The organism is Acidithiobacillus ferriphilus (assembly GCF_028215975.1).
GTDB lineage: Bacteria > Pseudomonadota > Gammaproteobacteria > Acidithiobacillales > Acidithiobacillaceae > Acidithiobacillus > Acidithiobacillus ferriphilus.
The window spans coordinates 2,186,899-2,200,096 of record NZ_CP116458.1; the positions used below are offsets into that span (position 1 = coordinate 2,186,899).

Genomic DNA, 13,198 nt, shown 5'->3' on the forward strand with positions numbered 1-13,198 from the left:
GATGAACAAACCCCATCGCCGCAGCCTCGCCGCGCAAGTCAAGGAACAACTCATTCAGAAGGGGTTGGAGATGCGTCTGAAGCAGATGGATGCGGCGCCGGCGACGCGGTCGCGCCAGGAAGATGCCGCCGTACCCGAGGCCTTCACCCGCTTTGATCAACAGCCAGGTTTTCGCCAGGTGCGCATGATGCAGGAAGGCGCCCGGCGTTTTGGTGTGGAGAACCCGTTCTTTCATGTGCATGCGGCTACGGCGGCAGCCCACAGCGAGATTGCCGGGCATCCGGTGATCAACTATGGCAGCTACAACTATCTTGGGCTTTCCGGACACCCGAGGGTCAATGCCGCCGCCAAGGCCGCCATTGACCGTTATGGCACTTCGGTTTCCGCCAGTCGCATCGTCGCGGGAGAGCGACCCCTGCACCGCGACCTTGAGCAGAGCATTGCGGAACTCTACGGCGTCGATGACGCCCTGGTCATGGTCAGCGGTCATGGGACCAACATCAGTCTCATCGGGCATCTTCTGGGTCCGAAAGATATAGTGCTGCATGACGAATACGCCCATAACAGCATCCTGATGGGCATACAGATCGCGCGCGCGCAGCGCTTCTCCTTTCGTCACAACGACATGGCTGACCTCGAACAATTGCTACAGAAGCACCGTCATCGCGCCGAACGCCTGCTCATTGCGGTAGAAGGGATCTATAGCATGGACGGCGACTACCCCGACTTACCCTCCTTGATTCACCTGAAAAAACGCTACGGCGCGTGGCTCCTGATCGATGAGGCGCACGCGCTGGGCGTTGTTGGGCAGCGCGGTCTGGGAATAGCCGAACACTTTGGCATCGACCCTCGGGAAGCAGACATCTGGATGGGCACTTTGAGCAAGTCGCTCGCCGCTTGTGGCGGCTACGTGGCCGGAGAAAAAGCCCTGATCGAAAACCTCCGCTATCTTGCTCCGGGATTTCTGTACAGTGTGGGGATGTCACCACCCGTGGCGGCCGCGGCCCAGGCGGCACTGGACATCCTGAAAGCGGAACCGGAGCGGGTAACCACCTTGCAGGCACGGGGGGCATATTTCTTCGATCGCATCCGGGCCCTTGGGTTGGATACCCGCAGTAGCGCAGGGATCGCCATCATACCCGTCATTTTTGGAAGCTCCTTGCATGCGGTGCGCCTATCCAGCGAACTTTTGCGGCGGGGCGTCCATGTGCAGCCCATCATTTATCCGGCGGTCCCCGAAAAACAAGCCCGCCTGCGCTTTTTCCTGAGCTCCACCCATAGCCAGGCCGATATCGACATTACCCTGGATGCACTCCGCGCGTGCCTCTAGATCCACGTCACAAAAGAAACAGCTGCGGAGAAAATATGCGAATCGAGCTCTATGATTCCATCACGAAAGTCCCCCGGGAAAGCTGGAATCGGCTTGCCAGGGGCCATTCGGAAACACTGTCCTGGGAGTTTTGGCAAGTGATCGAGCGGTCGGGGCTGAATGATTTTGCGTACCGCCATGCCATGTTGTTGGATGAACAGGGAGAGCCGCAGGCCATCACCAGCTTTTACTCCGTTACCACCGATATCGCCATTTTTGCCCCGCCCGGATTGCGCGTCTTCCTGACTCGTATCCGGCGATGGTTTCCGAATTTTCTCAAGCTGCGGATGTTGGAGTGGGGCTCGCCTGTGACCATCAACAGCCCCCCTTTTGCACGCAGCGAAGCGCTCAGCGATAAACAGGTTATCGAGGCGATGGATGCGGTATTGCGCCGCACCGCGCGCGCCGAGGGGCATTTTCTCATCGTCGTACGGGATTTCGAACCCAATGCCCAAAACCTGCGATCCATTTTTCGCCGACGAGGTTACCATTGGACGCCCAGTTTACCCAACACATACATGGAGATCCGTTGGTCCACGCCGGAACAGTACTGGAACGCGATGCGCAGCTATTATCGGAGCAAACTCAAAAAATACCTTAACCGCAACCAGCGGGCAGACGTGCACCACCGCCTCGTCGATGACTTCGAGAACATGGCCGAAATTCTGCATCACCAGTGGATGGTGGTGCACCAGCATGCGAAGGAGTTTCAGCGGGAAACCCTGACACCGACTTTTTATGGCGAACTCGCCCGCACTCTGGAGGAACGGGCCAAGATAATACTCTTTTATCGGAGCGAAGCCTTGGTGGGGCATGCCCTGCTGCTCGTCGATGGCGACATGTTGCGCTGGCTCTATGTGGGCCGCGCGGAGGCAGAAAACGACGGTCTCTATATCTACATCGCGCACCAGGTTGTGGTTACGGCCATCGCCTTGGGGGTAAAGCGTCTGGAAATGGGTCTGACCACCTATCCCATCAAACAAGATCTCGGTGCGGAGGTCACCCCCATTTTCATGGCCCTGCGCGCTGCCAGTGGATGGATCAATCCCTTCGTCGGTTTGGGGTATGCCTTGCTCAACCACGTGCCGCAACCGAATCCACGACCGGTCTTCAAGACCACCAACGTGGCGGCATAGGCGCATTGCTGTCATCCAACAAACGTCGTGCCGCCTCGCGCACCGCATGGCTCAGGCCTGGCTCCCGGAAAAATACGCCGCGGATATGCACCAAGGCGGCCAGCACCTTGATAAAATCCCGAGTGAGCAATGGATCGGGGGGACTGGGCTGATTCCAGAAGCTTCGCAGGTCTTGCGTAGAACATAAGCCAGGCACGTCGTAGATGGCTTGCCCCAAGGTCTTCACCGGGCGCCCCAACTGCAAGGCGCGTATCCCCGTGGTACTATTGACGGTAACAACGCCAGCGCTGGCCTGAATCAGGGCATCCAGGTTGCCTCCGCGCAAAAAATATACGCGATCCTTGATGCCCAGGTTTTTGGCGCGCTCTTGGGTGAAATGTTCCCAATTGCTCAGGGCCGGATCCCAGGGATGTTCCTTGAGCACGAGCCGCGTCCCGGGCGGCGCATCCCGCGCGAAGGAATCGAGCACCTCGCCAATGGCGTCACCCATGGTGGCATAAGGAGAATAGGCCACAATCTGGAAATCGAAGTCGAGCTGCAGCGGAAAGACGACGTATCTTACGCCCGAAGCCAGAATCCCGCGCACGATGTGGTCCATACGGGAGCGAAGGCGGGCATTGCCATAAAGACGCCACGCGCTGGCCAGGGTATAGATGGGGGTCGGAGGTCGCATGTCACTGCGCCGATAACCGGGGTATAATAGCCACCCAAACAGCAGGTTGGCCATGTTGTAGAGCAGATCGGCGCGCGCCATCCGAAATGCGCTATCGACAAAGCGCACGGACCAATCGGGTTCGGACACGCGCGCGGCCAATTGCCGGATCGCTTCGGGCTCTCGGGGAAAGCGCGAATTGCCGCTCATTCCGTCCCGCTCCAGGGTGATCCAATCCGGACGCAAATAGCCAAAATCCGTGACAATCACTTCTATACCGCGCGATTTGGCCTGGTGAACGGCCTCCCGATGATAACGCCGCTGCTCTCCCAGCAGCACGATATGGGTGACCGCTTCTCGCGCAAAAAACGCGTCGATGAAAGCTGGCCAACGGGAGTAGCTGCCGCGATAGTCGACGGCCCCGGCACTCCGCCAGAATAAGCGATCCCCAAGACAAAGGTTGATCCGGGTGACGCGACAGCCCTGCTGGCGGAGGATATCGGCGATCCGCGCAAAGAATGGGGATGGCATGCCCTGCAAAAAGACAAAGTGGCGATGGCCGCTGCCAACGCCAACGGTGGGCTCGATGGCTTGTGAAAAGGGGTTTGGCTTCACGCACCCGCTCCAGATTCCCGATACCAGGCAATGGATTCCCGCATTGCCTGGGCGTAGGACACCCGTCCCACTGGACAGCCGACGGCCGCGATGCGATCAGCCCGGTGTCCGCAGGTGCGGCCAAAAATCCGCACCAATATACGATGCAACAAGGGCTCGCGCGTGCTCCCCAACCAACGGTAGGGCGCCTCGATGACCGCGGCCACGGCATTCGCCAATCCGTAGGGCAAGTCCAGAATCACTCCCTTGCCTTGGATACCCGCCCGGAAATCATCCAAAAAACGACGCCAGGAGATGGCTTCCGGATCGGCCACATTGTAGCACTGACCTAGCGCCGCCTCGGCCTGGGCGGCCCACAGCATACCGTCCACCAAGTTGTCCACGGCCAGAAATCCGCAGTCCTCCACGCCCCCATGGATGGTCAACATCAGTCCCCGGCGCAGCTCATCGCCGATACGCTGGATGAAGGGGCTACGTGCTCCCATCACGTTGGTGGGCCGCAAGACGCTATAAGGCAGGTGCATGCGGGCAGCCTGTTCACGAAGAAGTAACTCGCCTTGGAGCTTGCTTTGACCGTACGCGAAGTCGCTACCGTTGGTCGGACAATCCTCATTGCAGGGAGTCTTGGGGAAGCCGTAAACATCTACTGAAGAGAGATGCACAAAACGGTGCGGCCGTTGCCCGGTTTGTTCTATGGCCCCCAGCAAATGGCCCAAACCTGCCACGTTCACGGCATGATAATTTTGGGGAAGATCCCAGGTCCTGACATTGGCCGCACAGTGAAATATCCGGCGCGCGCCCTGTACTGCCGGGAGTAGCGAATCGACGTCCTCCAAATTTCCCTGGATGATCTCGGCACCGTTCCTGAGCAGGGGAGACAAGCGGGATGGGTCGCGCACCAGGACACGCAGCGGTTGCCCCATGGCAAGAAGTCGTTCGGCCAAATGGCCGCCAATGAAACCAGTCGCACCCGTGACCAGGGATGGGCTTTCTGAACTCGGCATACAGGTCGTTCCCCAACAGTCAGTTCTTACATGTCCTCACTGTGCATACTGACCACGTAGAATCGGGCGATCAAGCAGTTTTTCGGCCCCTGACTAGATAGGCCAAGACCGTTCTCATTCAGTATCGGAATTATGGTACTACACTCGGATAAGGGTGCGGCCACGAACATCCGAAAACGGCCGGACGGCGGCCATGAAGGGAAACCATGAATACAATCCTGGGAGTTCGAAATGTTTGATTTTAATATAATGCTACATGATGAAAGAACAAGATGTCTGCGCAGCTTGCCAAAATTCTCTGGCACGGTACTATCCGCCGGCTGCGCTGGTACATGGTATTTTAACTGGTTTGAAGATTGTACGGGCCACAGTGGAAAGCATATCGGGATTGAGCTGTACAGCCAAAAACCCGCTGATCTGCCAGCAAACGTGGAATGGACCGCGAATTCTGTTGGTGATATGTGTGATGTTGGAAGTTCGAGCGTTGATGTTGTGTTTTCCGGGCAGAATATTGAGCACTTGATACCCAAGGATATGCTTGGCTTTCTGCTGGAATCAAACCGGGTGTTAAAAGAGGGCGGATTGTTTGTAATAGATTCTCCAAACAGATCGTCCACTCAACATATTGAGTGGTCACAACCAGAGCATACCCTTGAGCTTACGGCAGATGAAATTGTTTTGCTGTTAGATGTGGCGGGTTTTGATGTGATGGAGACAAGAGGTATTTGGCTGGTACGTGATCCGGTTACCAAAAGGCCATTTGACTTGTTTTCATGTAAGGCGGGCGAGCTTGATTGTGATGAGCGCAGATATATGGCCAGATTACACGCTGAAGATAGCTTTATTTGGTGGATAAACGCCAAAAAATGTCGGCCCGCGGACGCGGAAAAAGCAGCAAGCCTGGTTGGTGATATTTTTTTTAGAAACTATAATAGCTTTATTAGTGCCAGATTTGTGTCCAATCTTGGTGTCAAACGTTGGGAGTGGGGTTCCTCCTTCGTCCAGGTAAGTCCCGGAGACTCGGGTTGCGTGTTGAATGGTCCATATATTCCTCTATCGGATGGGAATTACCAGGCTATTTTTCATTTAAGAAACGAGGCTGAATCCGTTTCTGAGAGTGTCGAAATTGTATTGGCGGTGGTGTCAGCCTTTGGGGCTGTGATTCACGGGAACAGAGTTGTCGGCTTTGATGAGTTGCAAAAGACAAAGAAATGGATAGAATTTTGCGTGGATTTCTGCGTCGTTGGTTATGTTACGGCGATAGAAACAAAGGCGGTTGTAAAAAACTATTCTGGTGCCGTATCGGCTAACGTTAACATTTTAAAGTGCTAATTTATTAAGTTACCTACCGGCCCTGTCGGGGCCAATCTGGTAAAAATAACTTTCATGGTCTACCCTAAATAATCCGGGGTTGTTTAATCTGACTCCAGTGTGTTTATCGGCAATAAAATCCACGTGCGTTCTTTAACATATAGAGGCGGGGTAATGCCATGCACATCGTCATCGATCTTCAAGGGGCGCAGGCATCGAACCGCCATCGGGGTATCGGCCGCTACTCCATGGCCTTGGCGCTTGCGCTGGCACGCCTTGCGAAACCCCTCCACCGTATTTCGTTGACCCTGAACGGTACCTTTACCGACACCATCGATCCGATTCGTGGCGCCTTTGCTGGCTTGGTGGCGCAAGAAGACATCCATGTCTGGCTTCCGCTCACGCCCGCTCATGCCCCCGACCCGGCCAATCTTTGGCGCCGTATGGCCAGCGAAGCGTATTATGAGGCCTTTTTGCGGCGTCTGCGGCCGGAAATGGTGCTGATCACCAGCCTGTTCGAAGGGATTGGCGAAGATGTCATCGTGAGTGTCCATCAAAGCGGTGCAGCCATCCCCACGGCGGTGGTGCTCTACGATCTCATTCCGCTGATCCACAAAGATCTTTATCTCGCGGACCCCGCGGCTGCCATGTGGTATTACAACCGTCTGGCGCACCTGCAACAAGCGGATCTCCTGCTGGCCATTTCGGCGGCCAGCCGTCAGGAGACCATTGATTATCTGGGGATGCATCCGGCGCGCGTGATCAATATCTCCAGCGCCATGGATGCGTCATTCAAGCCGTTGCACTACCCGCTCGGGGAAGCACGGGCCCTCCGCGCGAAATACGGCTTGCTGCGTCCCTTCGTCATGTACACCGGGGGCATCGACCACCGAAAGAATATCGAAAGACTGATCACCGCCTTTGCGAGCTTGCCGAAGCGCTTGCGTCAAAGCCACCACCTGGCGGTGGTCTGCTCCATGCGGGAACCGGACCGCGCACGTCTTTTCGCCTGGGCTGCTCAGCAGGGTTTGAGGGTTGGTGAGTTGGTGCTCACCGGCTTTGTATCCGATAGCGATCTCCTTGCGCTGTACAACTTATGTACCTTGTTTGTGTTCCCTTCCTGGCACGAAGGCTTCGGTCTGCCCGTGCTTGAGGCCATGGCTTGCGGTGCCCCCGCCATCGCCAGCGATCGCAGCAGTCTACCCGAGGTGGTGGGGTGGAACGAGGCGCTGTTCGACCCTTTTGACGCCCGGTCCATCGCCCGTGGCATCGAACGCGGATTGACGGACGCCGTGTTCCGTAGCGCGCTCAGGACACACGGCCTGAAGCAGGCGGCAAAGTTCTCTTGGGAGGCCACGGCGGCGCGCGCGTTGGCGGCGATGACGGCTTTTCACGCCCGCCGGTTGGCAGAGCCAGCCCAGTCTCCGGTCCACTTGCCGCCATCACACCGGCCGAGTTTGGCCTATGTGTCCCCCCTGCCGCCGGCGCAGAGCGGCATTGCCGATTACAGCGCCGCACTGCTGCCGGCGTTGGCCGCGCATTACGTGATCGATGTGATCGTCGATCAGGCCGAGCCTGTCAGTGACCCCTGGATACTGGGAAATACCCGCCAGCGTTCGGTGGCGTGGTTCGAGCAGCACGCGCACGCGTACGACCGCATCCTCTACCACTTTGGTAACTCGCATTTCCATCGGCACATGTTCGGTATGCTGGAGCGGCATCCGGGAGTGGTGGTGCTGCACGATTTCTTTTTGAGCGGCGCCTTTGTGCACATGGAGGCTACGGGTTACGCAACGGGCGCATGGACGCAAGCGCTGTTGCGCTCCCACGGGTGGGTGGCTGTTCGTGAACGTTGCGAAATACAAGGAGATGCCGCGGACGTCATTTTCAAATGGCCATGCAATCTGGCCGTACTGGAACGTGCCATGGGCGTCATTGTGCATTCGGATTTTTCGCGACGCATGGCGGATGAATGGTACGCCCCCGGTTTTGCCGATGCATGGGCCTGCATTCCACTGCTGCGTACTCCCCCGGTGGTGAGACAACGAGCGAAGGCGCGTACCGAACTCGGCCTGGGGGACGAGGTATTTCTGGTCTGTACTTTCGGCATCGTCGCGCAAACAAAACTCAACCACCGGCTGATCGAGGCATGGCTGACGTCCCGCCTTGCGCGCGACCCGCGCTGCAAATTGGTTTTTGTGGGAAAGTCGGCGGGTGATGCGTATGGCGAGAACATCCAGCAATGGGTCGATGCCAGCCCAGGACGGATCAGTATCACCGGGTGGGCGGACGAAGCCAGCTACGGACGTTATCTGGCCGCGGCGGATCTCGCCGTGCAGTTGCGCACCCTCTCGCGCGGCGAAACCTCGGCGGCCGTGCTGGATTGCATGAACTACGGCTTGCCCACCATCGTCAACGCCAATGGGTGCATGGCGGATTTGCCCAAAGATGCGGTGTGCATGTTGCCGGATGACTTCAGCACGGATGCCCTTCGCGCGCAACTGGAGCGCTTTCAGGCCGACCCCGTGTTGCGTCAGACGCTGGGCGACCGCGCTGCGGCGCATATCCGCACGTACCACATGCCCAGCACCTGCGCCGAGCAATACGTCCAGGCCATCGAGGAATTCTACGCCCGAGCCGAACAGGGCCCGCTAGGATTGATCCGCGAAACATACCAGTTCGACCCGCCGCAAAACCTCGCGGATTTATCCATGCTTGCCGAGCGCATGGCGATCCTCTACCCGCCGAAACGTCAGACCTATCGGCAAATCCTGGTGGATATTTCGGCGTTGCACCAGAGTGACGCCAAAACGGGCAAACATCGTGTAACGCGCAGTGTGCTACAGGTATTGCTCAACGCATCCTTTGCCGGTTTTCGGGCGAAGCCGATATATGCCACCGCCGAGCGAGGCTATTACTATGCGCGGCGGTTCACCGCGCATTTTCTGGGACTGGGCGACTTGCCGTTGGACGACGCGCCGGTTTTTGCGCAGGCGGGCGACGTGTTCTGGGGGCTGGATTCCCAGCCTGAGTTGATAGTCCATCATCAGCATGCCTTGAACGCACTGCGCCTCCGTGGCGTCAAGATGACCTTTACCGTGCATGATCTCTTTCCCGTGATGTTACCCGAATGTACCGGGTCCGGCATGGAGGGATACAGCCGCTGGCTGCAAACGCTCGCCTCCGCGGGAGATGGCGTGTTGTGTGTGTCGGCCGCGGTTGCGGCAAACCTGAAGCTGTGGCTGGGCCTGTTCGGCCCCGGAGAGGGACACACCCTGCACCTCGGCTGGGTGCGACCGGGGGTTGACGGGGTGGAGAAAGAGGCGGCGGAAAGTTTTTTGCATCATCATACCTTGCAAGGCATACAACACGCCGCCATGTTGCGTCATCCCGCTTTTCTGATGGTCGGCACGCTGGAGCCGCGAAAAGCGCATGCGCAAACGCTGGCGGCGTTTGAACTGCTGTGGCACCAAGGGGAGCAGGTGAATCTGATCATCGTCGGCGAGCAGGGACGGCTCGTGGACGAACTGGTGCACCGCTTGCGCACCCATCCCTTGCGAGAGCGGTACCTGTTTTGGGTGGAGGATGCCGATGCGCGCGTCCTGGAGCGACTCTACGCCGATGCTACCTGCCTCATCGCCGCCGCGTTGGATGACGGCTATGGTCTGTCCCTGATCGAGGCCATGCGACATGAATTGCCCATCCTCGCCCGTGATATCCCGGTGTTCCGCGAGGTGGCGGGGGCGTATGCCCGCTATTTCTCGGGCCTGGCGCCCACGGATATCGCATGCGCCGTGCGCCAGTGGCTAAAGTCGCGCGAACCGGACCAATCGCCGGTATTCGATGCCATGCGCTGGGTGAGTTGGGAGGAAAGCGTCAAGACCATGCTTGCCATGATTCTCGAGGATCAGTGGCAGGATCGCTGGGAGCCGGTAAAGGACGACACGCGCGTGGTCCGCTACTGGGGCTCGGATAGACATCTGCTCACCATTGCGGGCAGGCGTGAGGGCACGCAACTGGTGAGCACGGGGCGAAGGGGGTACCTGATGTACGGCCCTTATCTCGACCTCGAAGCGGGTAGCTATGTGATGAACATATACGGGAGCGTGGGCAGATTCGGATTGGCCGACGCCATGGCCGACATTTGCCTGAAGGGCGGCAACACGGTGTTGGTGGAGCGACCCTTGGAAGCCCCGGAGGATGGACGGGAGGGTGTGCTGGCGACGCTTCGGTTCACCTTGACGCAATTCTGCAGGGGGTTGGAGGCGCGGGTCTTGGTGAGTGATTTCAGCGATTTGCGCATCGGCATGGTGGAACTGCGTAAGGAGGGCCATTCTCCTCGCAGCGCCGCCCCACCAAAGGCAACTGTTCAAACCCGCCAACGTCAGCAGAGCCCCATTGCCCTGGCTCACCGATACTGGGCGACACATCCCAGAATGGAATCCATAGTGGGTTACCCGGTGGGCCGGAGCATATACGCCACGGGCGAAGAGGGAATTCTTATTTTTGGCCCGTATGTAGGCCTTCCAAAAGGAGATTATGTCGCCACCGTCCATGGCGTGGCTCTGAAATCAGGGGATTTGAACGACTGCTGGATGGATGTATCGTGGAACAAAGGCGACCATCTGGTGGTACGCCAAGCCATATATGCGACAACAGACGATGCGGTCGATGAATTGGGTCGCGTGGCCTTTGAATTGCAGGCCTATGCTGAAGATATTGAAGTGCGGGTTTATGTGGCAACGGGTATCGCTATTCGCGTTGATGAAATTGCCATAAAGGAATCTTAAGGATCGCTGACATTGTGATCAACGCGACTTTTATCGGAAGCCTCACATAGCGGAGCTTTCTGTTACTATAGAGAACAAACATTGTCGAAGGATTACGACAAATGACCGGAAGCATATTCAACACGACAGAGCCTCTCGCCGGCAAACGAATTCTTCTGGGTGTAGGCGGCAGCATTGCCGCCTACAAGAGCCCGGAGATCGTGCGCGCCCTGCGCCAGGCCGGGGTAGAGTTGCGCGTGGTCATGACGCGGGGTGCTGCACAGTTTGTGACACCGCTGACTTTGCAGGCCATGAGTGGGGAGCCCGTGCGTAGCGACCTCTTTGCCGCCGCCGAAGAGGCGGCCATGGACCATATTCGCCTGGCACGCTGGGCCGACGCCCTCTTAATCGCACCCATCTCCGCCAACGGAATGGCCCGCCTCGCCCAAGGTTCGGCCGATGACCTGCTCAGCACCATCGTTCTCGCCAATCGCGCGCCGCTTTTCCTTGCGCCCGCGATGAACAGCGCCATGTGGGCACACCCTGCGACCCAGCGCAACGTCGCCCAGTTGCGGGCGGATGGTGCCCACTTTTTAGGCCCGGACAGCGGTAGTCTCGCCTGTGGTGAGGAAGGCACCGGACGACTGTTGGCGCCAGAGCGCCTGGTGGATGAACTACGCCTCGCCCTGGCCAAGAAAACTCTGTGCGGACAACGTGTCCTCATTACCGCCGGACCGACCTGGGAGGCCATCGACCCAGCGCGAGGTTTCAGCAATCGCGCCAGCGGCCGCCAAGGTTTTGCCCTCGCTCAGGCCTACGCGGAAGCCGGGGCGGAAGTATTACTGATTACCGGCCCTACCCATGAGCAAACACCGGTGGGAGTAAGCCGCCAGGACGTTCTCTCTGCACAGGACATGCTTGCGGCCTGCCAGCAGGGGCTGGACAAAACTACGGACATCTTCATCGCCAACGCCGCCGTCGCCGACCACAGGCCGAGCCAGTTTAGCGCGCATAAGCTGAGCAAAGCGGATATCGTCAACCCTTTACCTCTCAGCATGAATCCCGATATCATCAGCGCGCTCCATCAGGACCCTCGGCGACCACGCTGGATTGTCGCTTTTGCTGCCGAGACCCGCGACCACCTCGCCGCAGCAAGTGCCAAGGCAGCGCGCAAAGGAGCAGACGTCATCGTAGTCAACGATATTACGTCTGTCGATGTGGGGATGGGTGCCACCGACAATGCCTGTAGTATTCTGCAGGGCGAACGGGTCCTGCACATCCCCCGCTGCAGCAAAATAGATCTCGCGCGCCATCTGGTGCGTCACCTCAGCAGCATTTTCTCACTTCCCGCTACGGAGTCCGAAGACCTTCATGAATAGTCTGCAAATTTGCATCCTTGATCCACGCATCGGGCAGGAATGGCCCCTCCCCCATTATGCCAGCGCCGATGCCGCCGGCATGGACCTGCGCGCCTGCCTGGACGCCCCGTTGCACCTGGCTCCCGGGCAGGTAGAGCTCGTCTCCGCCGGATTTGCCATGCATATCGGCGATCCGCAGGTTACAGCGCTGTTACTACCGCGCTCGGGTCTCGGGCATCGCGGCCTGGTACTGAGTAATCTGGTCGGACTCATTGATGCGGACTATCAGGGGCCGCTGAAAATTTCCCTGTGGAATCGAGGTGCCGCAGAGATTGTCATTGAACCAGGTGAGCGCGTGGCGCAAATGGTACTGGTACCGATCATTCGCCCTGACATTGCGGTGGTGGACAGCTTTACCACTTCCACACGGGGCGTCGCCGGCTTTGGCAGCACCGGACGTCAGTAGACACCAACGTGCCAGTATCCTCTATACAGCCCGGCTTCGCCGCGTATCCTGAAAATAGTCAATTAAAAAACCGGCCTCGAACATCAGGCCGGTTTTTTCAGAGCAATCTCTGACTATTCAGCAGTAGCTGCTTGCCGATCCACAAGCTCAACAATGGCCAACGGCGCATTATCACCGGCCCGGAAGCCATATTTAACAATACGCAAATAACCACCAGGACGCGCCAGATAGTGTGGACCGAGATCATCAAACAGCTTGACCACAGCCTGGCGGTCACGCAAGCGCGAAAAAGCCAAACGCCGCTTTGCCACTGTCGCATCCTTGGCCAGAGTGATCATCGGCTCCGCAAAACGCCGCAACTCTTTCGCCTTGGGCAAGGTGGTAACGATTCGCTCATGATGAAACAAAGACACCATCATATTGGCAAACATCGCCTGCCGGTGACTGCTATTACGATTTAACTGCTTACCACTTTTGCGATGACGCATAACCCCATTCCCTCTACAAAATTTCTAACG

At 57.9% G+C, this 13,198-nt stretch carries 9 protein-coding genes; 6 read left to right on the forward strand and 3 right to left on the reverse strand.

What is annotated here, in order from left to right; translation table 11 throughout:
* Position 1 precedes the first annotated feature (1 nt).
* Together PJU76_RS10905 and PJU76_RS10910 are read left to right on the forward strand one after the other, a co-directional pair.
* Positions 2 to 1,330: an aminotransferase class I/II-fold pyridoxal phosphate-dependent enzyme gene (locus PJU76_RS10905; RefSeq protein WP_271779563.1), complete on the forward strand. Its 1,329-nt coding sequence runs from the start codon at positions 2 to 4 to the stop codon at positions 1,328 to 1,330.
* A 35-nt stretch (positions 1,331 to 1,365) separates the two neighbouring features.
* The gene (locus PJU76_RS10910) at positions 1,366 to 2,505 is read left to right on the forward strand and encodes a GNAT family N-acetyltransferase (RefSeq protein WP_271779564.1); all 1,140 of its coding nucleotides are present in this window, start codon (positions 1,366 to 1,368) and stop codon (positions 2,503 to 2,505) included.
* Here the strand turns inward: PJU76_RS10910 and PJU76_RS10915 are convergent.
* The gene (locus PJU76_RS10915) at positions 2,480 to 3,772 is read right to left on the reverse strand and encodes a capsule biosynthesis protein (RefSeq protein ID WP_271779565.1); all 1,293 of its coding nucleotides are present in this window, start codon (positions 3,770 to 3,772) and stop codon (positions 2,480 to 2,482) included. The genes PJU76_RS10910 and PJU76_RS10915 overlap by 26 nt on opposite strands.
* The gene (locus PJU76_RS10920) at positions 3,769 to 4,776 is read right to left on the reverse strand and encodes an NAD-dependent epimerase/dehydratase family protein (RefSeq protein ID WP_271779566.1); all 1,008 of its coding nucleotides are present in this window, start codon (positions 4,774 to 4,776) and stop codon (positions 3,769 to 3,771) included. The genes PJU76_RS10915 and PJU76_RS10920 overlap by 4 nt, the downstream gene beginning before the upstream one ends.
* A 231-nt stretch (positions 4,777 to 5,007) precedes the next feature.
* On the opposite strand from PJU76_RS10920, the gene PJU76_RS10925 reads away from it, so the two are divergent.
* The 4 genes from PJU76_RS10925 to dut all read left to right on the forward strand — a co-directional run bounded on the left by PJU76_RS10925 (position 5,008) and on the right by dut (position 12,680).
* On the forward strand, positions 5,008 to 6,108 hold the full coding sequence (locus tag PJU76_RS10925) for a class I SAM-dependent methyltransferase (RefSeq protein WP_271779567.1): 1,101 nt from the start codon (positions 5,008 to 5,010) through the stop codon (positions 6,106 to 6,108).
* Between the two features lie 158 nt (positions 6,109 to 6,266).
* Complete coding sequence (locus tag PJU76_RS10930) at positions 6,267 to 10,877, forward strand: glycosyltransferase (protein WP_271779568.1); 4,611 nt, start codon at positions 6,267 to 6,269, stop codon at positions 10,875 to 10,877.
* Between the two features lie 101 nt (positions 10,878 to 10,978).
* A complete protein-coding gene (coaBC, locus tag PJU76_RS10935; RefSeq protein ID WP_271779569.1) occupies positions 10,979 to 12,235 on the forward strand; it encodes a bifunctional phosphopantothenoylcysteine decarboxylase/phosphopantothenate--cysteine ligase CoaBC in 1,257 nt (418 codons plus the stop codon).
* Positions 12,228 to 12,680, forward strand: coding sequence for a dUTP diphosphatase (dut, locus tag PJU76_RS10940; RefSeq protein WP_271779570.1), 453 nt, complete (start codon positions 12,228 to 12,230; stop codon positions 12,678 to 12,680). Before coaBC ends, dut begins: the two co-directional genes overlap by 8 nt.
* Before the next feature lie 113 nt (positions 12,681 to 12,793).
* Here the strand turns inward: dut and rplQ are convergent, their stop codons facing one another.
* Entirely contained in the window at positions 12,794 to 13,168 is a 375-nt protein-coding gene (rplQ, locus tag PJU76_RS10945) for a 50S ribosomal protein L17 (RefSeq protein ID WP_271779571.1), read from the reverse strand.
* Positions 13,169 to 13,198: the final 30 nt, after the last annotated feature.